General features: G+C 48.6%; 26 protein-coding genes and 1 riboswitch. Of the genes, 3 read left to right on the top strand and 23 right to left on the bottom strand.

Going from position 1 to position 25,197, the window contains the following annotated elements; translation table 11 throughout:
* Positions 1 to 102 precede the first annotated feature (102 nt).
* On the top strand, positions 103 to 744 hold the full coding sequence (gene trhA, locus LHUE1_RS12260) for a PAQR family membrane homeostasis protein TrhA (protein WP_049169789.1): 642 nt from the start codon (positions 103 to 105) through the stop codon (positions 742 to 744).
* Between the two features lie 128 nt (positions 745 to 872).
* On the opposite strand, the gene LHUE1_RS12255 is transcribed toward trhA, so the two are convergent.
* The 5 genes from LHUE1_RS12255 to LHUE1_RS12235 all read right to left on the bottom strand — a co-directional run bounded on the left by LHUE1_RS12255 (position 873) and on the right by LHUE1_RS12235 (position 6,224).
* Positions 873 to 1,364 carry a dihydrofolate reductase gene (locus LHUE1_RS12255; protein WP_049169788.1) on the bottom strand — a complete coding sequence of 164 codons (492 nt, stop codon included), beginning with the start codon at positions 1,362 to 1,364 and terminating at the stop codon, positions 873 to 875.
* A 117-nt stretch (positions 1,365 to 1,481) separates the two neighbouring features.
* Complete coding sequence (locus LHUE1_RS12250) at positions 1,482 to 2,432, bottom strand: thymidylate synthase (RefSeq protein WP_049169787.1); 951 nt, start codon at positions 2,430 to 2,432, stop codon at positions 1,482 to 1,484.
* Positions 2,433 to 2,459: 27 nt separating this feature from the next.
* Positions 2,460 to 4,352, bottom strand: coding sequence for an ABC-F family ATP-binding cassette domain-containing protein (locus LHUE1_RS12245; RefSeq protein ID WP_049169786.1), 1,893 nt, complete (start codon positions 4,350 to 4,352; stop codon positions 2,460 to 2,462).
* A 94-nt stretch (positions 4,353 to 4,446) separates the two neighbouring features.
* Entirely contained in the window at positions 4,447 to 4,902 is a 456-nt protein-coding gene (locus LHUE1_RS12240) for a hypothetical protein (protein WP_025013426.1), read from the bottom strand.
* Positions 4,903 to 5,027: 125 nt separating this feature from the next.
* Positions 5,028 to 6,224, bottom strand: a complete 1,197-nt coding sequence (locus LHUE1_RS12235; RefSeq protein ID WP_049169785.1) for a CCA tRNA nucleotidyltransferase — start codon at positions 6,222 to 6,224, stop codon at positions 5,028 to 5,030.
* 101 nt (positions 6,225 to 6,325) lie between these two features.
* Between LHUE1_RS12235 and LHUE1_RS12230 the strand changes: the two genes are divergently transcribed.
* Entirely contained in the window at positions 6,326 to 7,204 is an 879-nt protein-coding gene (locus tag LHUE1_RS12230; RefSeq protein WP_049169784.1) for a YitT family protein, read from the top strand.
* Between the two features lie 11 nt (positions 7,205 to 7,215).
* Here the strand turns inward: LHUE1_RS12230 and LHUE1_RS12225 are convergent, their stop codons facing one another.
* From LHUE1_RS12225 to LHUE1_RS12190, 8 genes are all read right to left on the bottom strand, one after another.
* Positions 7,216 to 8,484 carry a tetratricopeptide repeat protein gene (locus LHUE1_RS12225; RefSeq protein ID WP_277848239.1) on the bottom strand — a complete coding sequence of 423 codons (1,269 nt, stop codon included), beginning with the start codon at positions 8,482 to 8,484 and terminating at the stop codon, positions 7,216 to 7,218.
* A gap of 306 nt (positions 8,485 to 8,790) precedes the next feature.
* Complete coding sequence (locus LHUE1_RS12220) at positions 8,791 to 9,066, bottom strand: HU family DNA-binding protein (protein WP_003658248.1); 276 nt, start codon at positions 9,064 to 9,066, stop codon at positions 8,791 to 8,793.
* 233 nt (positions 9,067 to 9,299) lie between these two features.
* Positions 9,300 to 10,607: a ribosome biogenesis GTPase Der gene (der, locus tag LHUE1_RS12215; protein WP_025013430.1), complete on the bottom strand. Its 1,308-nt coding sequence runs from the start codon at positions 10,605 to 10,607 to the stop codon at positions 9,300 to 9,302.
* A 141-nt stretch (positions 10,608 to 10,748) separates the two neighbouring features.
* Positions 10,749 to 12,062: a 30S ribosomal protein S1 gene (rpsA, locus tag LHUE1_RS12210; RefSeq protein ID WP_049169782.1), complete on the bottom strand. Its 1,314-nt coding sequence runs from the start codon at positions 12,060 to 12,062 to the stop codon at positions 10,749 to 10,751.
* 88 nt (positions 12,063 to 12,150) lie between these two features.
* Positions 12,151 to 12,816 (bottom strand): (d)CMP kinase, encoded by a 666-nt coding sequence (gene cmk, locus LHUE1_RS12205; protein WP_049169781.1) that lies wholly within the window; start codon positions 12,814 to 12,816, stop codon positions 12,151 to 12,153.
* A 65-nt stretch (positions 12,817 to 12,881) separates the two neighbouring features.
* Positions 12,882 to 13,535, bottom strand: a complete 654-nt coding sequence (locus LHUE1_RS12200; protein WP_049169780.1) for a LysM peptidoglycan-binding domain-containing protein — start codon at positions 13,533 to 13,535, stop codon at positions 12,882 to 12,884.
* A 59-nt stretch (positions 13,536 to 13,594) separates the two neighbouring features.
* On the bottom strand, positions 13,595 to 15,004 hold the full coding sequence (locus LHUE1_RS12195; RefSeq protein ID WP_049169779.1) for a RecQ family ATP-dependent DNA helicase: 1,410 nt from the start codon (positions 15,002 to 15,004) through the stop codon (positions 13,595 to 13,597).
* Positions 14,991 to 15,971, bottom strand: a complete 981-nt coding sequence (locus tag LHUE1_RS12190) for a helix-turn-helix domain-containing protein (protein ID WP_049169778.1) — start codon at positions 15,969 to 15,971, stop codon at positions 14,991 to 14,993. Before LHUE1_RS12190 ends, LHUE1_RS12195 begins: the two co-directional genes overlap by 14 nt.
* 82 nt (positions 15,972 to 16,053) lie before the next feature.
* Here LHUE1_RS12190 and LHUE1_RS12185 point away from each other — a divergent pair, with 82 nt between their 5' ends.
* Positions 16,054 to 16,311 carry a ferredoxin gene (locus tag LHUE1_RS12185; protein WP_049169777.1) on the top strand — a complete coding sequence of 86 codons (258 nt, stop codon included), beginning with the start codon at positions 16,054 to 16,056 and terminating at the stop codon, positions 16,309 to 16,311.
* A 170-nt stretch (positions 16,312 to 16,481) separates the two neighbouring features.
* Here LHUE1_RS12185 and LHUE1_RS12180 read toward each other — a convergent pair whose 3' ends face one another.
* From LHUE1_RS12180 to pfkA, 10 genes are all read right to left on the bottom strand, one after another.
* Positions 16,482 to 17,060 carry an ECF transporter S component gene (locus LHUE1_RS12180; protein WP_049169776.1) on the bottom strand — a complete coding sequence of 193 codons (579 nt, stop codon included), beginning with the start codon at positions 17,058 to 17,060 and terminating at the stop codon, positions 16,482 to 16,484.
* Positions 17,061 to 17,157: 97 nt separating this feature from the next.
* A riboswitch (FMN riboswitch) is annotated at positions 17,158 to 17,276 on the bottom strand.
* 76 nt (positions 17,277 to 17,352) lie between these two features.
* Positions 17,353 to 18,099 carry a pseudouridine synthase gene (locus LHUE1_RS12175; RefSeq protein ID WP_049169775.1) on the bottom strand — a complete coding sequence of 249 codons (747 nt, stop codon included), beginning with the start codon at positions 18,097 to 18,099 and terminating at the stop codon, positions 17,353 to 17,355.
* Positions 18,083 to 18,700 carry an SMC-Scp complex subunit ScpB gene (gene scpB / locus LHUE1_RS12170; RefSeq protein ID WP_049169774.1) on the bottom strand — a complete coding sequence of 206 codons (618 nt, stop codon included), beginning with the start codon at positions 18,698 to 18,700 and terminating at the stop codon, positions 18,083 to 18,085. The genes LHUE1_RS12175 and scpB overlap by 17 nt, the downstream gene beginning before the upstream one ends.
* Positions 18,700 to 19,425 carry a segregation and condensation protein A gene (locus LHUE1_RS12165; protein WP_010488453.1) on the bottom strand — a complete coding sequence of 242 codons (726 nt, stop codon included), beginning with the start codon at positions 19,423 to 19,425 and terminating at the stop codon, positions 18,700 to 18,702. The genes scpB and LHUE1_RS12165 overlap by 1 nt, the downstream gene beginning before the upstream one ends.
* Complete coding sequence (locus LHUE1_RS12160; protein ID WP_010488456.1) at positions 19,400 to 19,786, bottom strand: riboflavin biosynthesis acetyltransferase RibT; 387 nt, start codon at positions 19,784 to 19,786, stop codon at positions 19,400 to 19,402. Before LHUE1_RS12160 ends, LHUE1_RS12165 begins: the two co-directional genes overlap by 26 nt.
* A gap of 65 nt (positions 19,787 to 19,851) precedes the next feature.
* A complete protein-coding gene (gene xerD, locus LHUE1_RS12155) occupies positions 19,852 to 20,733 on the bottom strand; it encodes a site-specific tyrosine recombinase XerD (RefSeq protein ID WP_049169772.1) in 882 nt (293 codons plus the stop codon).
* A 4-nt stretch (positions 20,734 to 20,737) separates the two neighbouring features.
* Entirely contained in the window at positions 20,738 to 21,619 is an 882-nt protein-coding gene (locus LHUE1_RS12150) for a CvfB family protein (RefSeq protein WP_049169845.1), read from the bottom strand.
* Positions 21,620 to 21,660: 41 nt separating this feature from the next.
* Positions 21,661 to 22,122 (bottom strand): DUF441 domain-containing protein, encoded by a 462-nt coding sequence (locus LHUE1_RS12145; RefSeq protein ID WP_010488461.1) that lies wholly within the window; start codon positions 22,120 to 22,122, stop codon positions 21,661 to 21,663.
* Between the two features lie 225 nt (positions 22,123 to 22,347).
* The gene (pyk, locus tag LHUE1_RS12140) at positions 22,348 to 24,114 is read right to left on the bottom strand and encodes a pyruvate kinase (protein WP_010488463.1); all 1,767 of its coding nucleotides are present in this window, start codon (positions 24,112 to 24,114) and stop codon (positions 22,348 to 22,350) included.
* A gap of 59 nt (positions 24,115 to 24,173) precedes the next feature.
* Positions 24,174 to 25,133, bottom strand: a complete 960-nt coding sequence (gene pfkA, locus LHUE1_RS12135; RefSeq protein ID WP_010488465.1) for a 6-phosphofructokinase — start codon at positions 25,131 to 25,133, stop codon at positions 24,174 to 24,176.
* Between the last annotated feature and the right edge of the window lie 64 nt (positions 25,134 to 25,197).

Here is a 25,197-nt window from a genome sequence, read left to right as displayed (position 1 = left end):
CTACATTGTGTTGTTTTGTAAACCGCAACATGGTAGAATTTGATATGAAGCAGCGACGGTCGCATTCAAAAATTTACGCGACTGTCTTCAAGGAGGTTGGCAATGCGCGTGTCAAAATCAAGCCATTACGAATTTAACAATGAAATGTTTAGTGCTATCACCCACGCGTTCGCACTCGGCCTAGCCGTGATGGGAACCGTTTTACTGGGCGTTAAAGGGGTACATAGTGGCAATCGGATCGAATTGTTCAGTCTCATCGGGTTCGGCGTTTCACTGATGTTACTCTACACCGCTTCAACTGCCTTTCATGGTTTCTATTTTAGCAAGGCCCGCCATGTTTTGCAGGTACTGGATCACTCCGGCGTCTTCATTTTAATCGCCGGTTCCTACCTGCCGTATTGCTTGGTGGCCATTGGCGGCAAACTCGGCACCGGTCTTTTAATCGCCATTTGGGCCTTGTGCCTCGGGGGAATTGGCTATAAGCTCTTTTTCCTGAATCGCTTCAAACATTTGGAAACCATGATTTATGTGGTGTTAGGTTGGCTCTGCGTGATCGGCATGGTTCCGCTATGGCATCACCTGGGCCCGGTCGGATTCAGCTTATTAGTGGCTGGCGGCTTAGCTTACACTGGCGGAGCGATGCTCTATTTGCAAAAAGGCATCCCATACATCCATGTTATCTGGCATCTCTTCGTCATTCTTGGCAGCTTATGCATGTACTTATCGATTTACTTTTACCTGTAAACCGTAAAATAGCCACGAAAAACGTCTCTTCACGTGACTGGAGAGACGTTTTTTCGTGGCTATTGCCGCTGGGTTTTTGTCACAGGCATGCTTTGCTGGGAAATACTAAAACATACAAAAGTAGAGCCTTAAGCTTTCTTTTTCCAAACTTCATACGTGTGCGTCAAATCTGGATTGGCATCTTCAACGGTGCGGCTGGATGCTTTGGTGAAGGCATCCCAGTCTAACGGGATCATTTTCGTATCGCCATCAAAGCTTCCGGCCAACCGCGTGACCAACAAGGTATCAACGTCATCTTTAAAGGCTGTAAAGATTTGTGCGCCGCCTGCGATGACGAGATCTTGGTCAGGGTGCTGCTTGGCGTAATCAAAGACCTCAGGGACATCATGCAGCACAACAGCCCCCGGCGCCTGATAATCGGCTTGATGGGTCAAAACAACATTCGTGCGCTCAGGCAGCGGCCGTTTGGGAAAGCTTTCGTAGGTACGCCGCCCCACAACCATGATTTTGCCCACGGTTTGTGCCCGAAAATAATGCAAATCATCTGGCAGATGCCAAGGCAAATGGCCGTCCTTGCCGATAATGCCAGTGCGATCCTGTGCCCATAAAAATTCGGTCATATGCAACTCCTCCTTGATCGTTGAAAAATCCCCAAGTTCCTAGATAAGCAGCTTTGCCATCAATGGTTAAACTGATCATACCATGCGCCGCATCTACGAGTCCTCTGACAAGCCCCGTCAAACCGCAACTGGCGCTTTGATAGCCGGGTAAGGATCATAGTTCAGCAGCTTGATATCTTTCATCTCAAAATCAAAAATATCGTGCTTATCCGGATTCAAAACCAATTTTGGCGCTGGACGCGGGGTACGTGTCAGTTGCTCTTTAATTTGGTCAATGTGATTGACATAGAGATGGGCATCCCCGAATGTATGAACGAACTCGCCGACTTTTAGCCCGCATTGATGCGCGACTAAAAGCGTCAGTAATGCATAAGACGCAATGTTAAACGGGACGCCCAGAAAAATATCTCCGGACCGCTGGTAAAGTTGCAAGGACAACTTGCCGTCATTGACATAAAACTGATAAAGCGTATGGCAAGGCGGCAATGCCATGGTCGGAACATCTTCGGGATTCCAAGCTGACACGATCAAGCGCCGCGAGTATGGGTGGGTTTTGATCTGCTCGATAACATCCCCTAGCTGGTCGATAGTTTGGCCGGTACTGGTGCGCCAGGCACGCCACTGGGAACCATACACCAACCCGAGATCGCCATATTTCGCAGCGAAGGCATCATCGTTCAAAACCTTTTCGTCGAACTTAGCCATTTCTTCCTGATAAACTTTTGCAAACTCGAGATCTTTTACCCGCCGATGACCAAAATCCGTCATATCCGGTCCGTGGTATTCCGGACTGCTGACCCATTTTTCAAATGCCCATTCATCCCAGATATGGTTTTTGTGTTGCAGTAAGAACCGAATGTTGGTGTCGCCGCGCAGGAACCACAACAGTTCACTTTTAATTAAACCAAATGGCACTTTTTTAGTCGTCAGCAACGGAAATCCCTTGCTGAGATCAAAGCGCATTTGATGTCCAAAAATACTGTAAGTGCCGGTGTGGGTGCGATCGGGTTTGAAATGTCCTTCATCGAGGACTTTTTTTGCAAGATCCAGATATGGCTGCTCTAACATCGTCTTTCCCCTTCTATCGTTCATTGCTCATACATATTGATCCAGCTCGGCGAACCGGTCGAACTTCTGGTCAATCGTCTGGTTGATTTTATCAATCTTTGCTTGAAGATCACCTAACTTAACGTAATCTTCGCCGTTGACATCGGCCATTTCCGCCTTCACTTTGGCCAAGCGCTCGTCAAGTTCATCGAGTTCTTGTTGCAGTTTATCATACTCTATTTTTTCAGCGTATGTGAGTTTCGACTTCGCTTTCGGCGCAACTTTTTTCGGTGCCGGTTTGGTTGCGACAGGCTTAGCTTTTGGTGTCGCCGGTTGCGCAGCTTGCTTCGCCAGGTAATCGGAAAATTCACCAACAGCGCGGTCAATCTGGCCATTGCCATTGAAGATCAGCAGCTGATCGGCCACTTTATCAAGAAAATAGCGATCATGCGACACGGTGATCACGGTGCCGGGAAAATGATCCAGATAATCTTCTAAGACCGTCAACGTCGCAATATCCAGGTCGTTCGTCGGTTCATCCAACAGCAAAACATTCGGTTGCCGCATGAGCACCTGCAACAAATACAGCCGCCGCTTTTCGCCGCCGGAAAGTCGTCCGATTAACGTGCCGTGCATATTGCGTGGAAACAGAAACTGCTCCAGCATCTGGGTCACTGATACCCGTTGACCATCTGCCTGCACGACTTCTTCGCCGACTTCTTGCAAATAGGTAATGATCCGTTTATTTGGATCGAGATCGGTATTCATCTGGGTGTAATACCCCAACTGAACCGTTTCTCCTAACGAAATCGTGCCGCTGTCCAGCTTCTGCTTGCCGGCAATAATATTGAGTAAGGTTGACTTACCGGCCCCATTTTGCCCGGTAATGCCAATACGGGTTCCTGGCTGCACCAGCCAGTTAAAATCGTTTAAAATCACGTGATGACCAAAACTCAGATTGGCGTGGTTCATTTCGATCACTTTCTTGCCGAGCCGCGCACTGGCAATCTGGATCGGATCCAATTGCTGATCAGGTGTCGGCGCATCGTCTTTAGCTGCTTGCAGTTCTTTAAACCGATTGATCCGCGCCTGCTGCTTGGTCGACCGTGCTTGAGCGCCCGCATGCATCCAAGCCAGCTCCTGGCGATAAAGTTGCGCCTGTTTATGGTTAGCCGATTTCTCAGCCTCCAGTTGATCAGCCTTTTTGGCGACATATGCCTGATAGTTGCCTTGATACTGGAAAAGTCGGCCGCGATCCAACTCAAAAATGCGATTGGTGACGCGATCCAAAAAATAGCGATCGTGGGTGACCACGATTAAGGCGCCGCGATAACTACTTAAATATTTTTCGAGCCAAGCGATGGAATCAAAATCAAGATGGTTCGTCGGCTCATCCAGCAGCAAGAGATCAGGTGATTCAATCAAAACCTGCGCCAGTCCTACCCGCTTTTGCTGCCCGCCGGAGAGGCTACCGACCCGAGCCGACAAGTCGTCAATATGCAGCTGTGTCAGAATCGTCTTAATATCGGTTTCGGCCGACCATGCGTCTTCTTGAGTCATGCGGGCGTCAGCTTTGGTGTAGGCATCAGTTTTCGCTTGATTCAGCGGATCCTTGGTGTAGGCAGCCAGTGCCCGTTCATACTGCCGAATCGCTTGAAAAACCGGCGAATCACCGCGATAGATGGCATCCATAATCGGCAGATCAGGATCAAGGTCAGGTACTTGGGTCAAATAGCTAATGCGATAATTCTTCGGCGTTTTAACCGTGCCGGCGTCTAATGCTTCCAGCCCAGCCAAGGCGCGAATCAGCGTGGTCTTTCCGGTACCGTTCACCCCGATCAGCCCGATGCGTTCGCCTTCATTAATTAAAAAATCGATTTGTTTGAATAATTGCTTGTCACCGTATGCCTTGCTCAGGCCTTCTGCTGTTAACGTCTGCATGTTGTCCCTCATTTCCCTTGTATCGTTGTCCATCTTAGCAAGAAGCAAGGCACAAGAAAAGGCCGACTCACTGTCGACCTGCCTGTTTGCTGCCTTAAATCCGCGGGTATTCGTCGTCCACGGTATGTTGGGCATCAATGACGATGTAAAGATGACCATTCTTGGCTAGCTTACTGGTTTGATACTCATTATCAAGCCCGCTCGGATCTTTTTGCTTAAACGGGAAGTAAATTTGAACCTGCTTTTTGGCTTCGGCATCGAATACCAAGTCCATTTTTTCAATGTCCTGATATTTCGTAGCGCGACCAAACATGCCCATTTCAAGTGAACCGGTGTTGATGTCGCTTGATTTGACATGATCGGCTTCCGGTAAAATTTCAACCTTGAAACTCTTGCAAGGATGAATTTCCTGAATCTGGCCGCCGTGAATCCGCCCATAGCTGGTGGTTACCCGGCTGATCCAGACATCGGCCAGCTCATCATGCTGGACCGTCCATTCGTCACCATTACGAAAATGAAAAACCAATTGTTCAAAAACATGTTCTGCCATTAGAAATCCCCCTTCACGATCACACCAGCATCAAGGTTGGCCAGAAACTTTTGGGAAGCCTTGCGACCATGCATTGATCCTGATGTGACGTTGTTGTATGTGCTTACATGCTCATCATAACACACTCACTGCCGTTCTCGAGACATTTCAATTGCTGCGGGCAACAACTTTTTGGGATCATTGGGCAAAACACCGGCCACAACCTGTGATTCAACCTGATGCAGCAATTTTCCCATTTCGGGGCCGGGACGAACACCGGCTGTGATTAAATCACGTCCGGTCAGTGCCAGCTCCTTTTTGGCGTGAATTGGCAGCCGGGCATATGCTGCCGCCAGCGCCTGTCGATCAAAGTTCGGTTCCAGTAAGGCGGCCACTTCACCAGCAACTGCCACAGCCCGGGAGCCGGCAGTATACAAATCCCAGGGAGTCGGCGTCGATATTTTGGCCAGCAGCGTCACCGTCTGACTGACTAGGTCAATTAAGTCGTTAGATTGCTTCCAGGCTTTTAAGGTTGGTTCCGGATCTAGCTTGAGCATAAAAAGCAGCGCGCTCCAACCACTGGCAATGCCGCTAAAAGGGGTGTCCGGCAGCTCGCTAAAGTGCCATAAAGCCGTTCTCTGGCCAGCCAGTGCCGGGGCATACGCGAACAATCCGGTCGTCACAAAGTCTTGAATACCAAACCGCCGATCAATCCCGATCAACAGCCGATTAAATTCCGCCGCAATCCGTTCAACCGAAATATGCTTTAGCAACGGAGCATTTGCCGTAATCGCTTCTTTGGTCGCCGGCTCAATGTGAAAACCCAGCTGACTTTCAAACCGGACGGCGCGCATCATCCGCAGCGCATCCTCGTGAAAACGCTCGTGCGGATCACCAACTGCCCGCAACTCGTGCTTTTTCAAATCGGCTAGACCGTCGAATAAATCAATAATCGTGCCGTCATGGCGAACGGCCAAGGCATTAATCGTAAAATCCCGGCGCTTGAGATCTTCTGCCAACGAACGGACAAATGTCACGTGATCCGGCCGCCGAAAATCCTGATACCGTGACTCGGTTCGAAATGTGGTGACTTCGTATCCCGTCCCATGGTCCAACACCATCACAGTCCCATGCTCGATACCGGTATCGACGGTGCGCTTAAAAATGCGCTTAATCTCCTCCGGGTAGGCTGAGCTGGCGATATCGACATCATGGATCGGCAGCCCTAACAACGCATCGCGCACACTGCCACCGACAAAATAGGCTTCATAACCGGCTGCTTCGATTTTTTTTAAAATAGGAATTGCCGCTTGAAAATCAGGCTGCTTTAAATCTAACTGCATTTACGCTACTCCTTTTGTTTTGGTGTTGACCTCACCTCAAAAACACCGCAAGATAAGATTTCTGTTAGAATGAGCTTAAATTCTTTTTTGGGAGGCACCTTATGTCACGCAACATGCGGATTTGTCTGGATCTTTTGATGATTGTTCTCGGTTGTGCTTTATACGGATTTGGCTTGGTCTATATTAACATTGCCAACCACCTGGCAGAAGGCGGCGTCACGGGGATTACGCTGCTGATTCGTTACTGGTGGCACGTGGACCCGGCTTATAGCACGGTACTGCTTAATATCCCGCTTCTCATCGTGGGTTATAAGTTTCTGGGAAAACGGGCGCTGGTATATACGATTTTCGGAACGTTAATGTTATCGGCATGGCTATGGATCTGGCAACGGGTCCCACTGAGCATCGACATTCATCATGATTTATTCATTTCCGGGGTACTGGCCGGTCTTTTTGGCGGTTTTGGCAGCGGCTTGATTTACCGCCACGGCGGCACAACTGGCGGCACCGATGTTGTGGCCAGAATTGTCGAGCAACAAACCGGGGTGCCGATGGGGCGGACGCTGCTCATTTTTGATGCGATTGTTTTGACCATTTCACTGACTTATTTAAACCTTGAATTGATGATGTACACACTGCTGGGTGCCTACGTCTTTTCCCGCATCGTCAACTTTACGCTGGATGGCGCGTATGCAGCCAAAGGTGTGTTAATCGTCTCAGATCACAGTCAAGCCATTGCCACGGCAATTATGAATGATCTTGAACGCGGCACCACCTTTTTGCACGCGGAAGGCGGCTTTGCGCATGATCACAAGCAAGTCGTTTATGCGGTTGTCGCCTCAACCGAAATCGCCTATACGAAACGATTGATCGAAGCTATCGATCCCCATGCCTTCATCAGCATTCTGGATGTCCACGAAGCATTAGGCGAAGGCTTCACCTACCAAAAGAAACGGCGACGACTTTTGTTCGGCCACTAATCCCTCGCACTTTAATCCGCCTCATCATTGAGTTCATCTAACCGCATTTGCATGTCATCATCGGTCGGCACCAATTTCAGGTAACGAACCAAGGCTGCCTTAAGCTCAGCGCGGGCACCGGTTGACTGGAAGAAATCAATCAAATCATGAAGAAAGTCTGGCGAATCCTGGAAGCGATTGAACGCCAACAGGTAATTCTCCCGGGCTTTTTTAACGTCATCCAGTCGATCGTAACTTTTAGCCATGTTCCAGTAAATCTGCGGGTCGACATCACCGCTGCGATCAATCTGGCTAAGAAAATCGATATTCTCCTGATCACGTTCCTGCTGAACCAGAAAATTACTCCAGGCCAACATATTACCTTGATCTTCTGGATCGATTTTCAGTGCTTTTTGTAAATAATTTTCGGCTAAATCGGGATTGTCTTCACTAAGCGCTAGTTTGCCGCCTAACGCGTATAAGTCGGGGTTCGTGTTATCGACCATAACCCCCGCTTGAACGGTGTCTAAGGCCTTATCAGGCTGATTCTGGGCCTCATACGCACGTGCCAACGGTAAATAAGCATTGGCATAACTTGGATCGGTGTCAATTACCGCCTGTAAGTTGGTAATGGCCTTGGCCGGATCGTCCAACTGCAGGTACAAACCGCCAAGCTCAAATCGGCCATTGAGATCCAACGCATCCACCCCGACGTCTTCATAGGCAGCCACCGCGTCTTCATACTGGCCGGTTTGCGCCAGACTGGCCGCCAGCCGTGCTTCAATGTTAACCCCGGCAAGTTCTTTGGTCCCGCCAGCAAGAAGCTCGTTGTACGCCGCAATTGCCTGAGGAAAATGGCCCCAGTCAAAATAAAACTCACCAAGCGCAAATGTAACGACCGGCTCTTTGGGCGCCAGTTTCTTGGCTTCCAATAACTTCTGCTCACTAACTTCATACAACCCCAGTGTCTGATAAACATCGGCGGCGCTTACCAAACTTTGGACATAAGCCGGATCGCCTGGCTGAATGCGACTCAGATAGTTCAGTGCGGCATCTGTATCGCCGTCAGAAACCGCAATATCGGCTAAAGCAGTGGCCAAGTCGCCTTGATCCGGATAACGACCTAACAGGCCTTGATACAGCCGCTTAGCCTGACCATTGAAGCCCATAGCGTAAAGTTCTTCAGCTAGATTATATTGGGTTTCGTCGTCATCATGCTTCAAAACCTGCGTAAAAAGTTGCCGCGCCGTTTCCATCTGACCTGTTTCAAGTGCATCGAGCATTTTTTGTGCGTAACTCATAGCTGCCTCCGTATCTGAAAAGCCAAAATAAATTCCATATGCATAAGTTTAACATGTGTGAGCGTGAACCGGCGCGGGAGAAGCCGGAGTGTAAGTAGCCTTGGGCGCGATGGCGGGCTGCTTTGCCATTGCGACCAAGGTTCCTTACACGCAGGCTTCTGCGCCAGTGAACGCGTTAATGTGAGCGTGAACCGGTACTTGAGCCAGTAACCACATCATGACTTATCACTGCCAAAACGCGCAAAAACCGAGTCCGCTAAGACTCGGTTTTTGGTGATGCTTTAATAGCTGACCCAATTGAACCGTTTATTTAACGGCATCCTTGAGTGCTTTACCAGGCTTGAATGCTGGTACTTTAGATGCTGGGATCTTGATCTCGGCACCGGTTTGTGGGTTGCGACCCTTACGAGCAGCACGCTCACGAACTTCGAAGTTACCAAAGCCGATTAATTGAACCTTGTCACCCTTTGAAAGGGAATCCTGGATGGAACCGAAAACTGCATCAACAGCTGCGGTTGCGTCCTTCTTGGTCAAACCGGTTGCAGTTGCAACGCTTTCGATCAATTCTGCTTTGTTTGCCATGAACATTTCACCTCCATAATTGATTAGATGCGTGAACACCTAAACATGTCCATTCCTGACCGCTCAGGAATGAAGAAACAATGATAATTATGTATCACCATTTCAGGTTTAAACATAGCATAGCAAGCCCGCCGTGACAAGGTTTTTGCCAAAATTTTTGCTCGATAATCGCGTATTGGTTATCGAAAATCTCGATTTATTGAATGAAAAGTCATTATCCAACATTGTAAAAATTATTTACGTTGACGGGCAATGACGTGAATCGGCGTCCCGCTAAAATCAAATGCCTGACGCAACTGGTTTATGAGAAAGCGCTCGTAAGAAAAGTGCAATAAATCGGGATCATTCACGAAAACCACGAAAGTTGGCGGTTTGACGGCCACTTGCGTCATATAATAAATTCGCAAGCGTTTCCCATTAACTGTCGGTGTTGGTGTGACAGTAATGGCATCCATCAAGACATCATTCAACACGCTACTCTGAATTCGCCGGGTTTGGTTTTCTGAAACCTCGACGATCATAGCTGGCAAGCTCTGTAAACGTTGTTTGGTCTTAGCTGAGACAAAAATTATCGGCGCATAATCCAGATATTGGAATTCCTGGCGAATCAAATTCTCAAAATCTTTCATGGTGTGATTATCTTTTTCGACCGTATCCCATTTATTCACCACGATAATAATACCGCGTCCAGCTTCATGGGCATAACCGGCGACTTTCTTGTCCTGTTCGCGAATGCCTTCTTCCGCATTAATGACGACCAAAACCACATCTGATCGGTCAATCGCACGTAAAGCCCGCAGTACGGCGTATTTTTCCGTATTTTCGTAAACCTTGCCGCGTTTACGAATCCCGGCGGTATCAATCATGGTAAATGTTTCGCCATCGGCTTCAAACTTGGTGTCGATGGCGTCGCGCGTTGTGCCTTCAATGGGACTCACGATGACGCGATTCTCCCCTAGAATAGCATTCACAAGCGATGACTTCCCGACATTCGGGCGGCCAATCAGACTGAACTTAATACTATCGTCTTCAACTGAATTGGCTTCTTTGGGGAACGCCGCCAAAACAGCATCCAAAACATCGCCTAAACCGATGCCATGGGTACCGGAAAGCGGAAATGGTTCGCCAAAGCCTAATGAATAAAAGTCATAGATATCCTGCCGGCGCTCTGGATTATCGACTTTGTTTACAGCCAAAACAACCGGCTTTTTCGCTCGATAAAGTATCTGTGCCACCCGTTCATCAGCGTCAGTGACACCTGCTTCGACACTGGTCAGAAACAGAATCACATCGGCTTCCTCAATGGCAATTTCAGCCTGATCTTTAATTTGGGACAGAAACGGCTCATCGCCGAGATCAATCCCGCCAGTATCAATGACCGCAAATTCTTTGCCTAACCATTCGCTTTTACCGTAAATCCGGTCACGCGTGACGCCTGGCGTATCTTCAACAATCGAGACCCGTTCACCGAGAATCCGATTAAAAATAGTCGATTTACCGACGTTGGGCCGGCCGACAATGGCAAGTGTTGGTAAAACCATGTTATGGCCTCCTTTCTTTGCTGAGGTCTTTTATGAGCACTTTTAAAATGTATCGCAACCGATCCGCTAATTTTATGTGCAACAGACCGTTAGCCATAAAAAAAGTTGAGCCAAGGCTCAACTTTTTAAAGGACGGAACAATTACTTGTTGTCATCCTGATCATCGTTCTTACCTTTAGCAGCGTCTTTCAACGCATCGCCCAAGATGTCGCCGAGTGAGAAGCCGGAATCATCTTGCTGATACTCAGCAGGAATCGATGTCGACTGATGACGATCATTGCCACGACGCGGACGGGATGAACGGCGACGTTCGTTATTGCCGCTGTTATTGCCGCCTTCGTGCGCTGGCGTTTCGCTGGCGCCTGCTGGACGATCCTGCAATGCTTTGATGGACAATGCCAAGCGATGTGCGTCAGGGTCAACTGACAGCACTTTAACCTTCACTTCTTGGCCTTCCTTTAAAACATCAGCTGGCGTTGCAACATGCTCATGTGAAATCTGGGAAATATGAACAAGGCCTTCGACACCAGGGAATACTTCAACGAACGCACCAAACGTCGTCAAGCGCTTAACCGTGCCGGTCAAAACTGAGCCAGCCGGTGCTTTTTCTTCGATATTATCCCATGGCTGTGGCAGGGTTGCCTTGATGGACAAGGAGATGCGGTTACGGTCAGGATCAACATTCAAAACCTTAACCTTAATCTCTTGACCAACCTTCAAGACATCACTTGGCTTATCAACATGGTCGAATGAAATTTCAGACACATGAACCAAACCATCCACACCGCCGAGATCAACAAAGGCACCAAAGTTGGTCAACCGAGCAACCTTACCTTCAACGACATCGCCTGGTTGAATCTTAGCAAAGATTTCTTTGCGTGCTTCAGCCTTACTTGCTTCAACAATAGCCCGATGCGAAAGAATCAAGCGGTTTTCACTAGGTTCGATTTCAATAATCTTAAATTCGAGTTCTTTGCCTTTATATTGATTGAGATCTTCAACAAAGTGATCTTCAACCATTGATGCCGGGACAAAGCCACGAACACCGGCATTGACAACCAAGCCACCTTTGACAACGCTGGTGACAGGTGCCGTGATGGTTTCGCCGGCTTCATATTTAGCCTGGATTTCTTTCCAAACCTTTTGTGCTTCAAGACGGCGCTTGGACAGCAAGAACTGACCATTTTCTTTATCTTTGCCAACCGTTGAAAGCACAACTAAATCAAGTTTGTCGCCGACCTTGGCAACATCGTGAATGTCATCGATTGGCTGAGTTGATAACTCCTTGATCGGGACCACGCCTTCGACGCCCGTTCCTTCGATCCCAACGATCAATTGTTTATCTTCAACAGCAAGGACATCTGCCTTGACAGTGTCACCAATCTTTACTGTAGTGACACTCTTAAGGGCGTCCGCCATTGTTTCGGTGTTCTCATTAACGTTATTATCACTCATGCCAAAAAATCCTCCTATGCAGCTGTATACTGGATCTATTGTACTTGAAAACGAAACAAATTACCAGCGCTTATTTCGCTCCGGTTAACTAATGCGTTTTCGTTTCTGTCACTAATGTCAGAATCCGTGCCACGACTTCATCAATCGACATATCGGTCGTATCGATCCGAATCGCGTCAGACGCCTGCCGTAAAGGCGATACCGCCCGATGGGAATCTTTACGGTCACGCTCGGCAATTTCAGCCTCAAGTGTTGCCAGTGGTGTCGTGATCCCCTTTTGAACATTTTCTTTATAGCGCCGCTTAGCACGCTCTGTAACTGACGCCACCATGAAAATTTTCAAAGCAGCGTGCGGCAAAACGGTTGTCCCGATATCACGGCCATCCATCACAATATCATGAGTCGCCGCAATATCACGCTGCCGCTTGACCAATTCGGTTCGCACGCGCGGTAACGCGGAAACCTGGGACACATTATTCGTCACATCGGGTTCACGAATGGCCAGCGTCACGTCCTCGTCATTCATGAAAACCCGTTGTTCCGTTTCGCCGGGGGCAAACCGAATCACCATCTTGGCGAGATGCTGCATAATGGCTGTTTCGTCGTCCAGCGGTAATTGATCCTTAAGCGCCATATATGTGACGGTACGGTACATCGCACCGGTATCGCAATAAATAAAGCCCAATTTCTTGGCGACAAGTTTTGCAATGGTACTTTTGCCGGCGCTTGCCGGGCCGTCGATCGCAATCTGCATGAATTTCCTCCACAACACACGCCCCTGTTCATCTCGTCAATGGCACGAACAGGGGCGCGTTACATTTATTTCACTTTTAAAACGGTTCCGGGTGTCAGGCTGGAATTGGCGCTAAGGCCGTTCAACTGCAAAAGTTCGTCCAACGTCATATTATGGTTACGGGCAATCCGGTAAAGATTATCCCCGGAAATCACCGTGTACGAGTTAGCTGCAGTGCTAGCAGTGCTGGCCTGACTCGGCGCTGTAGATGCGACACTAGGTGCTTGGGCAGAAGCAGCAGTTGTCGAAGCAGCAGTTGTGGCTTCTTTACTTGCCACATGTTGAGTCGACGGCTGCTGACTGCTTGCTTCTTTCGTAGAAGCTGAAGAAGCCTTTGCCGCTTTAGAAGACTTTTCGGATTTTTTAACCTTTGATCGATGGCTGGCTTTCTTGGCGCTCTGAATCACCACTTTGTCATTTGACAAATTTGAGCCACTGCTACCTTGGCTGCCCCAAACCTTGACGTAAATAATTGGCGATAAAACGAGCAAAATCAAAATAATTGCCAAAATCCATGTAAATTTTGAGCTGCCTTGGCGTTTTTTACGGGTGGCCAATCGACTTAAATTGCCTTGGTCATCACGATCATCATCGAAAAGGGTTTCCCAAGGCTTGTTTTGATCGTCACGCTTATGTTCTTGATCCGCACTGTCATGTTGGTGTTTATCTTTTTCGGCCATCACGAACCTCCTCACTACATGGATTTATTGTATCATATCGCAGCAAATCAGGACGCCGCTTATCTAAAGATTTGCCTAAAAACGGCTTGCCAGTGTTTCGGCTGGGTTGTCTGATGTCTTTTTTCTGTGACAAAAATTTGTAAGACGTCCGACGTCACTCGGCCGCAGCAAAATGAGCCATGTGCCGGAACCGGTGAATCAAAGTGCTTAAGTAATAACGCCCGTCGACAACCGGATGCGTTGACAAAAGCTGCCATCGCCGTAAAACTATTCTGTTTTTCCGTCATTCGCTTCTCAAGTTGCTGCTGCGTTTGAAGCAGCGAAAAGCCGGCCGTAATATACGCTTCAATCAAGCTGACTTGCGGGTCATCAAAATTGCGATAAATCTCCGGGTGGGCAAAGATAGTCTGAATCATCGTTTGGTCAGGCAGCATTCCTGCCAGCGCCTGACTGCGTTTCAAGTCATCCTGAGTCACCACCATCGCCGCTAAACTAGACGCCCCATCACGCCCGGCGCGACCGATTGCCTGGTAATACGCTTCAAGTGATTCGGGTACATACAAATGAACGACAAGGCGGACATTTGCCTTATCGATGCCCATGCCAAAAGCACTTGTGGCGCAAATCACCTGAAGCTGATCGGATTGAAACTGCCGCTGAATCAAATCACGCTGATGCTGGTCCAATCCGGCATGATAAAAGGCGGCTGCCATTCCGGCTTTTTGCAATTCGCCGGCCAGGTTCTCAGATGCCGCTCGGGTCGGACAGTACACAATCGTTGACCCAATGTTTGCTGCCATAATATGTTGAAGCTCCTGCTGCTTTGCTTCCTCATTAGGACAAACATCAACCCCGAGAAAAATATTCGGGCGATCAACCGAACCAGCAATGGTGACTGGATTTTGCATGCCCAATTGCGTCAAAATATCTGTGCGAACCCGTTCAGGAGCGGTTGCGGTGAGCGCCAAAACGGCATCAACGTGTAATTGGCTTCGGACGTGTCCCAACTGTAAATAGGCCGGGCGAAAATCCGGACCCCATTGAGAAATACAATGCGCCTCATCGACCACAAACAAGCCCAAATCAAGTTGCTTGAGTGCCGCCAATACATCCGCACGCTGCAACATTTCCGGAGAGATGAAAAGATAGCGATACTGACCCAAATTTCGCAAAACTTCAGGAAACACATTTGGGGCAATTTGTCCCGACAAAGCCAAGACCCGCTTCTCACCCGCCGCCTGTAGCCGCCCGACCTGATCATGCATCAAAGCAATTAAAGGCTCGATAATCAACGTCGGCTTTGCTTTGATGATCGTTGGCAACTGATAACAAAGTGACTTACCGCTACCGGTTGGCAGGATCCCCAAAGTATCCTGCCCTGCTAAGACTGCCTGAATAATTGCTTTTTGTCCGGGCCGAAAATGTTCAAAGCCGAAATGGTCGGCCAATAAAGTTTCAAGTTGCGGCACGCGGCCATCTCCCTTGCAGTTTAAAAATCTGAAACAAACGAATCTGAAAAAATTCACTGTCCGGAATCGTCGCCAGTAACGTCTGATGATCCTGCCATTGATCCACCTGATCCAAAGCGTGATGCACCGCTGGCGGAATCAGTCTGGCTATCGGAACATCCTGACCCATGATCGCGGCTAATAGTAGATGCTCTTTGACAGTACTCATTTTGCGATGACTTTGTGCGGCAACTGTCGCCAAATCAACGCCTAACCGAACTTGCTTCAAGGTCGCTTGAGCCGGACGCGTCACCAACTCCTGCGGTCCACCCCACAAGGCATACCATTGATTCTTGGCTGCAGCAATTTCCTGAATCAACGCAGCTAACGCATTCACATTGGCAAAATGTGCCGATAATGTTGCCGGTTGGCGCTGACCTGCGTAATTGTGCCCGATCAGGTTGGCGGCGAGCTCATCAGCAAGCGACGCCGGTAATCGCTCAAAAAGATCGGTTAATTCATCAACCGCTGTCTGAACACGCGTTTGTCGATACCAGCGCTTCACAGCCTGCTGGGTTGCCCAATCAGTACTGATCGGTCGGTAAGCTTGCGAATGATAGCTGGCTTCGGATAAAACCTGAACTGCTAAAAAGAAGCGCGGTGCGAACCTGTCAACCCGCATCCATGGTTGGTAGTAAGCAGGTAGTGACACCTCCTCAGCTGCTTGGATCTGACGCTTTTGGCCGATTTCCGTTAGCACCAATCCGGTTTCCGTGGCCGCTAAACATTTTTGTGCTTTTAGCTTCGCCACGGCGGCTAAAAACGCCTCCTTCGATAATCCGGGATAAAGATGGAGCCATTGCAACTGATGGTGACTCAAAGCCGCATAGAGGATAGAAATGGTTTGTTTACCGGTTAACAGCCCAAATACAGACCGTTCGCGACGCGGTTGGATATTAAAAAATTGAATCACCAAGTCTGGCAGCAAAATAAGCACCTCTTTTCCCGGTTGTTATTGTACAATGACAGGTAGTTGGAATCATGACAAAAGATTGAAGGCGGATATGATAATGGCTTTATACGGCAGAGTAGAACGGCCTGAATGCATCGCGTGTGGTTTATGCCAGATGCTGGCGCCAGACTTATTTGACTACGATCAGGCAGGCATCGCCTATTATAAGCCTGATCGCAATACCGGCACAAAAGCGCTTGATGATCAGGCGACGATTCATTTTCGTTTAGCGTATAAACGGTGCCCGACACACGCCATCAAACGCAGTGACCATCCGTTTGACGCCGATCCTTATACGCCAACCAAGGCAAAATAAGTCGGCTGTCTCTCTCATACATCGATTAACGCTCTATTCATACATTACGCCGTTTTCAAATGATGCCTGCCTGTAGCCAAGTCGCGCAAAAAAACTTCCGCCAAATTGACGGAAGTTTTTGTTTGCAAACGTGCAGCTACTAAAGGTTCCAAAAGGCCTCGACGAATCGATTAGTGGCTCATCTGCATTTCTTGACGGGCAAGCCAAGGTGCCAGTGCCTTCGCAATCGCAAAGAAGGCGACTGAAATCACGACACCCTTAATCAGATTGAATGGCACAACGCCAATCAGCACATAACGGGTTAGCGACATGCCTAAGTTGAAATTGAAGACCGCCATGTACATCGGCGTGATGACCAGCCAGTTCAGAATGCTCATCACCAAAGTAAGGCTTAAAGTACCTAAAACCAGACCTTCAACTTGGCGCCATAAACTGTGTTTGCCGCGGATGGTATAAACCACCGGCAGTAAGAATCCAACACTGGCAATAAAGGCGGCCAAATCGCCGATGAGGTTCACAACGCCGCCTCCGGTCAAGGCAAAATGGACCAGACTCCGGATAAAGGCAACACTGATGCCGCCAACCGGTCCATAAAGCAGCCCTCCTAGCAACACAACCAAGTCAGATAAATCCAACTTCAAGAATGGAAACGCCGGAATAATCGGAAACGAGAACATCATCAATACGTAACCGATCGCCGCTAAAAGTGCGATACCCACCAAACGATGAACTTTAGAACGACTTGCCATAATACATAACCTCCATGAGGCCGTCTTCCGGAACTTAAAAAGACCTATTCCTCCTTCAGGGGGGAATAGGTCTCGATTGAATGCAGATTCAAAAAAGCCCCATCTTCTTCCATCTAGACTATCACTATCGGTACCGGATTCACACCGGTTCCACCGCAAACGCGGGTCGCGGACTATACCGCCGGTCGGGAATTACACCCTGCCCTGAAGACGAACCAATTATTTAATTACAGACATACTTTATCAGAGGTGCGGCCTAAATTCAAGCGCTTGCCTTGAAAACGTTAACAACTTAATGCTTTTCGTCCTGATCACCGGTAAGTTGCCGTAAATCATGCAGCTCCTGCGGTTTAATCTCACGGTGTTCTCCCGGCTGTAAACCGGCTAGTGTCAGGTTGCCATAAGCTTCACGGGACAGCTTGATCACTGGGAAGCCAACCGCTTTAAACATCTTCTTCACCTGATGATTCATGCCCTGATGAATGGTGAGCGCCACAATCGCTGTTTTCTTGGCTTTATCTGTCGACAGAATCTCGAATTTTGCTGGTGCCGTCATTTTACCGTCAATGACCACCCCGGTTTTAAGCGGCGCTAAGGCAGGTCGATTCGGAATGCCTTCCACTTTGGCGACATACTTTTTCTCGAGGGCATAGCGCGGATGCATGAGGTGGTTGGCTAACTCGCCATCATTAGTCATCACTAACAAACCGCTGGTGTCATAGTCTAAGCGGCCAACCGGGTAAAGCCGTTCGCGAATATCTTCAAAATAATCAGTCACGACTTTCCGGCCTTTGTTGTCCTCGACTGCGCTAATCACACCACGCGGTTTATAAAACAGAAAATACCGTTTAGCCTCTTTGCCAATTGGAACACCGTCTACTTCAACGTCATCATGCGGACCGACTTTAATGCCCATTTCAGTGGTCACTTGGCCATTGACTTTCACATGTCCCGAGGCAATGAGTGTCTCTGCATGGCGGCGTGAGGCGATGCCGGCTTTGGCAATGACTTTTTGCAATCGTTCAGTTTTGGTTGTCATCTTGTTGGTTTTGCTCCATTTTCTTATCGTCTTCAGCCTGTTGCGACTGACCATCATCACGAAATGCTGTAAAAAGATCGACTTCACCGGTATCTTCAGGTGCATCGGCCAGTGGCGGCAGATCTGCCAACCGATTGAGGCCAAAGTAATCAAGGAAAAACTGGGTGGTCGCATACAGAATCGGCCGTCCCGGCGCTTCTTTACGGCCGGCTTCTTTAATCAGTTGCCGGGATGCTAATGTTGTCAGCGCACCGGAACTTTGAACGCCCCGAATTTCGTCAATTTCGATTCGCGTAATCGGTTGCTGATAAGCAATGATGGCTAAAACTTCCAGCGCTGCCTGTGACAAACCAGCAGCAGGCGGACCGGCAAAATACTTTTTGATAGCAGCGGCAAAGTCCGGTTTGGTTAACAAGTAGTAGCGGTCAGCAAATTGTTGAACCTGTAAGCCGCGCTGCTCGTCGGCGGCCAGCTTTTGCTGATATGCCTCTAGTTGTTGGCGCATCGCACTTTCGCTGATTTCCAAAATCCCGGCAAGTTCGCCCAGGGTCACGCCGCTTTCACCTGCTGTATACAGAATAGCTTCCAATACCGGCTCCATTAAGCGGCCTCCTTCAGCGTCACCGTGATCGGATCAAACGGCGCATCTTGTTCGCAAATCACCTGATCGCTTTTCATCAGTTCTAACAAGGCCAAAAAGGTCGTAACCACCTGCTCAACCGAATGAACCGCCAATAAATCAGCAAAAAGACACTGGCCGTCTTTTTGTAATGTCTTCAGAACTTCGCCGATGCGTTTTTCGACCGACACCGGCTCGGTTTCAATATGGGCAATCGTCTGGCGGGCCGCTTGCTGCGCCTTCATCACCCGGGCCATCGCTGCCTGCAGGTCAATCAATTTGACGGTGCCAGGAGCGAGCGGCACAGCCATTTTCTCGTCTGGTAATGTCGTCGGCTTGGCAAAGGATTGTGCCCGTTTAGCTTCCCGGTGCTTTAAATCTTTGGCTGCTTCTTGGTAAACCTGATAAGTCAACAGTTGGGCCACTAAATCCGCCCGCGGATCGGTTGGCTCCTCTGGTTCAGTGGTTTCCGGTTCCGGTTGCGGCAACAAAAGGCGACTTTTTAAAACCATTAAATTAGCGGCCATGACAAAATAATCGCCGGCTACATCCAGCGCCAGATCCTGCATCTGGTGCAGGTAGTCAAGGTACTGGGTGGTAATCTCGGCGATCGGAATATCGTAAATATCCACTTCGTTTGTCCGAATCAAATGCCACAACAAATCCAGCGGTCCGGAGAAATCATTCAGCACGAGTGTCAGTGCCATGGTCATCCTCTTTTCGAAACTTGTTAAAGGCAGCTATCAATGACGCATGCTCTAAAGCACCCATCAGTTTCTTATCAGGGAAAAGCTTCGTCAACTCTGTCAGCGCAGCAAACGCCGTCGCCTGATCACGGAAATTCGGTGAAAAGCTCAAATGCCGCACCAAAACAAAATCATCACTTAACTCGATACCGATCACACCGACAAAATCATGCCCCTGCTTATACAAATACAGCGCATGCGAATCGTCTTCGGTGTACATCTTAAGTTCGGTCTTCAAGTGTCCGACATCTTTGAGATCGGGAATAAAAGACAAAAGTCCCATGGCGATCTTCTCGTAGTCGTTTTTGTATTTAACCAGCATATTTGCCTCCAAGAGATACTCTCGTAACACTCTATCATACAAACCGCGTTGGAGCAACGTACTCCCTAACCGCGCGGATGCGTTTTATGGTAGACCGCAACCAAATGCTGATTACTAAGATGCGTGTAAATCTGCGTCGTACTAATGTCGCTATGTCCCAGTAATTCCTGAACAACCCGTAAATCCGCCCCGTTTTCAAGCAGTCGGGTTGCAAAACTGTGTCGCAGCGTATGCGGGGTGACATCTTTTTGAATGCCGACACTGGCAATATAGGCCTTTAAATTCTTCCAAATTGCCTGCCGGGTGAGCGCATGTCCATGAAAATTGACGAAAACAGCTTTAGGTTGGTGCTGCTTAATCAACCGTGGCCGCGCATCACGCAAATATCGATTAACCCACTCTGTTGCCTGGGGACTGATTGGCACGAGCCGCTCCTTGTCACCTTTCCCAGTCACCTGCAACAAGTTCATGGCTAAATGCAGTTGATCCATGCGTAGCCCGATGAGTTCCGACACGCGCAACCCGGTCGCATACATCAATTCAAAAATGGCGCGATCACGCAGGCCAAGTGGTTTCGTAATATCCGGTTTGGCCATAAGCGCGTCGATTTCTGGCCCTGACAACGTTGCCGGTAAGTGCTGCGCCTTTTTGGGGGTATCGATTTTGGTCATCGGGTCGGTTTTAACAGCCCCTTCCCGCAACAAAAATCGGTAAAATTTCCGCAGCGCCGAAATCATCCGACTGACTGACGCAGGGGCTTTCGTATCGTTTTGTTGTTTCAAAAATGTCTGAATAACCGCAAAGTCTTCCGGAAAGGTAGTCCGTTTTTGCGATGTCAGCCAAGCCTGAAAGGTCATTAAATCCTGTTGATAGCTTATTTGCGTTGTGGCCGCCAATCCACGCTCAACATCTAAATAATGAATAAAATCTGCAATCAACCCGTGCATGTTCTTACTCCTGAGATGCGTTACCGTTTGTCTTTAACAAAATCGTATAACCTGCTTCTTCTTTAATCAATCCGGCTTTCAATAAGTGACCTAATGCCCGCTTAAACGCGCCTTTACTAATGCCAAAGACCTGTTTAATCGCATCTGGATCGCTTTTGTCGGTATAGGCGATTTTGCCAGCAGGATCATGTTGCAACACCGCCAAAATCATCGCCGCATCGTCGCCAATCGCCTGATATGCCCGTGGCTTCAACGATAGATTCAGTTCGCCTTGATCGCTGACACCAATCACGCGGGCATGCAACACCTGACCCAGTCGCGGCTCGACATCACGTTGACTTGGATGAATAAAGCCAAGGTAAAAGTCATCCGTCAATACCCGCGTACCCGCCATTTTCAGGCGATAAGCCGTTGCGGTCACATCAGCATTCATTTGGTCAGGTTTGGCACGATTGGCCACTGCCCGAATGATCGTTTCGTCAGCAAGATTTCCCCACAACCGGTCTTTTTTATCGGTTGTCAAAGCAATCATCAGCCGATCTCCGCGTTGAGGCCAAAGTCGATTGAGCTCAGGCAGTTGATCCTCACTCACCACGATATCTTTATCCGGTAAGCCAATATCAACAAAGACCCCTAAATCGCGGCGTACTTCAACAACCGGTGCAAATGCGTAGTGATCGCGGCCCACCTTAGGTAATTTAGTTGTTAACCGGGCTTCACCATGCTTGTTCTCATAAGCAAAACCTTCAAGTTCACTGCCGATCTCAGGCAAAGCTGCTAATTCCTTACGATCGATTGCCAAGGTAACGCCATCGTACTGAGCGAATACTTCTTTTTCATTGTGATCCGTCACGTGTGCGGTGACGATTTGGCCATTGAATTTCATTTTAATGATCATGTCTCCCTTTTAGCTGGATCCGACTTGCCTTACCGTCCAGGCAGTATGTTGAACGCTGTCAAAATAACATAAGTAATACCACTAGCAATCACCGGACCGGCAGCGATGCCTTTTAAGAACACAACCCCTAAAATCGTGCCAAAAACCAAAGCAACTGTCATTTCCGGACTCATGGCTAGCAGACCGACACCCTTGGCAGACAACACTGCCACTAAAACGCCGCAGCCAATGGCAATCCAGCCAGCCGGACTTTTAATCACGTGCAGTAACTCTTTCAAGCCGATTTCACCTGTCGCAATCGGCACCATAATCGCAGCCGAAATGACGGTGACACCCCAATTAATGCCTTGACTCTGCAACAACTTCATCAAATGCTGTGTTTGCGGCAGTAATTTCAGCACCATCACGACAGCAACGCCGATCACGAGGCTCTTATTTTTGCCGACTAACGCAATGATCAAAATGGCCAGTAAAAATAACCAACTTTCCACAGGTGCGCTCCTCCAATCATTTGCCGATCAGGATCATCGGCTGCCTGCTATTCATCTCATCAATTCATACTGCTTTTCATTATAAGCTACCCGATCATCGCTGACGAGTCCCCAGTCATTTTTGCTAGCAGTTAATTGCTAAAATGAGAACTCATTTCAGCCATCAAAAAACTCCCGAGTTTCCTCAGGAGTTTCTGAAAACCAATGTTAAATTGATCGTCCGGATTAAAGGGCGTTGGTAGCACCTTTATAAACAATCCCCCGACGAGAATCAACGGTAATGATCTGGCCGTCAGAGATAACGCTGGTAGCATTTTCAGCACCAACAACAACCGGAATGCCCATGGCAATGCCGACAACAGCAGCGTGACTGGTCAAGCCGCCAGTTTCAACAACCAAGGCAGCCGCTTTTTCGATTGCTGGCAGGTAATCCTTGTCGGTTGTCTTAACAACCAGAATGTCACCCTTTTGCATCTTAGCAGCAGCTTCTTGCGCATTGCTTGCAATGACTGCTTTACCAATCGTGGATTCGTCACCGACACCTGAGCCTTGAACCAGCTTGGAGCCGATAAGTTGAACCTTCATAACGTTGGTTGTGCCAGATTCACCAACAGGAACACCGGCAGTGATCAGAATCAGATCGCCTTCCTTAGCAAAGCCAAGGTCTTGAGCCTTCTTGGTTGCCAAGTCGAACATGGCATCGGTGTTAGCAGGCTTGTCGGCAATGATTGGGTAAACACCCCAGTTAACCATCAAACCACGTTGGGTCTTCTCGTTGAAGGTAATGGCAAGAATGTCAGCCTTCGGACGATACTTGGAAATCATCCGTGCAGTGTAACCAGATTGGGTTGCAGCAACAATGGTCTTAACGCCAAGATTACGAGCCGTGTGTGCAACACTTTGGCCAACAGCTTCGGTAATGTTCTTGTTGCTGTATTCCTTCAAGGCAAATGCATCTTGATCCATCATCGCTGCTTCGGTATATTCGTCGATCCGGGCCATTGCAGCAACAGATTCAACCGGATAATCACCATTAGCAGATTCACCGGAAAGCATCGTTGCATCCGTACCATCAAAAACAGCGTTCGCAACGTCGTTTACTTCGGCACGGGTAGGACGAGGGTTTTCCTGCATGGAATCAAGCATTTGAGTAGCGGTAATAACCGGCTTGCCCAAAGCATTGCACTTCTTGATCAACCGTTTTTGAACGATCGGGACATGTTCAAATGGAATTTCAACACCCATGTCGCCACGAGCAACCATCAAACCGTCAGAAACCTTCAAGATGTCATCGATGTTGTCGATACCTTCTTGAGATTCAATCTTAGGGAAGATCTGAACATTAAGCGCGTTCTTTTCTTCAAGGAGTTCACGAATGTCTAAAACATCCTGAGGCTTACGAACAAAGGATGCAGCAATGAAGTTGATCCCGTGATCCAAACCGAAACGAATATCATTGGAGTCTTTTTCAGTGATACCAGGTAAATTGATGGCAACGCCTGGAGCATTGACACCTTTCTTACCGCCAAGAACACCGTCGTTTTGAACAACAGTGACAAGCTCGCGGTTCTTCTCGTCTTTTTCGGTGATCTTCATGTCGATCAAGCCATCATCGAACAAAACGTGGCCGCCAACATGCGTGTCATCGTAAAGACCAGGATAAGTAACAGCAACCTTTTCCTTAGTACCCTTCAAACTGGCATCCATGGAGATGCGAACTTTATCACCCGTGTGGAATTCGATCGTGCCATCAGGGGTATCCTCAAGCGTGGTCCGAATTTCGGCACCTTTCGTATCAAGCATGATACCAACGGTCTTGCCCGTGATCTTTTCAGCCTCGTGAACCATCTTCATCCGTGCCAAGTGCTCTTCATGATCACCATGGGAAAAGTTGAAACGGAAAACGTTGGCGCCCGCTTCGATCAACTTAACGATGATGTCAGTGGTGTTACTAGCAGGTCCAAGTGTGCTGACGATCTTGGTTTTTTTCATAAGTGAAATCGCTCCTTGCAATTATTTAAACAGACGTTAATGTCGTTTGTTTACAGAAATTAAAATGTTAACTCTTCCGCCAAGGTGTAGAGCGAAAGTTCAGCGTGGTGCTTAGCATCAAACAAGGTCCGGACGTCATGCGCCGTGATCTTGTTGTTTTCAATGCCGACTGCTAATGCACCCTTGCCGTCCAGCAAAAGTTCAACGGCGTAAGCACCCATTTGTGAAGCCAATACGCGATCACGAGCGGATGGTGCACCGCCCCGGACAATATGGCCCAGAACCGTTGCACGTAACTGGAAGTCGCCGTATGCTGCCAATTCTTTGGCAAACTGATCGGCATGCATCACGCCTTCAGCAAGCAAAATAACCGCATGCTTCTGACCGCGTTCACGTGAACTTTGCAACTTCGATGCAATCTTTTTAACATCAAAGTCGTGTTCCGGAATGATGACATCTTCAGCGCCACCGGCTACACCGGACCAAAGTGCGATGTCACCAGCCTCACGACCCATAACCTCGACAACAAAGGTACGTTCATGGGAAGCCGCGGTATCACGCAACCGGTCGACCGCCTCAACCACGGTATTGACTGCAGTATCAAAACCGATCGTAAAGTCGGTGTACGGAATATCGTTATCAATCGTTCCCGGCAAGCCGATCGTATTGAAACCGTGGCGGGTTAATGCCAAAGCTCCGTGATAAGAACCATCGCCGCCAATGACAACCAATGCTTCAATCCCGAACTTGTTCAGCTGTTCAACCCCGCGCAACTGGCCTTCTTCTTGAGCAAATTGCGGATAGCGTGCCGAGTACAGCATGGTCCCGCCACGCTGAATCTTATCGCCGACAGTTGACTCGCTCATTTTAAAAATATCGCCAGCAACTAATCCAGCAAAGCCATAATTGATGCCGTATACTTCAAGGCCTTCATGCATCGCCTTGCGAGCAACAGCCCGGACCGCAGCGTTCATGCCTGGTGCATCGCCGCCACTGGTCAAAATACCAATGCGTTTCATTATTTCACCTCATGCATATTCTTTTGCGATATGTCCTACCACAAATACTCATTGAGTTTACCAC

Origin of the sequence: Lacticaseibacillus huelsenbergensis (genome assembly GCF_029726355.1) — a bacterium.
Lineage (GTDB): Bacteria > Bacillota > Bacilli > Lactobacillales > Lactobacillaceae > Lacticaseibacillus > Lacticaseibacillus casei.
The sequence above is the reverse complement of the archived record's forward strand: the minus strand, read 5'-3'. Positions and strand labels throughout refer to the sequence as shown.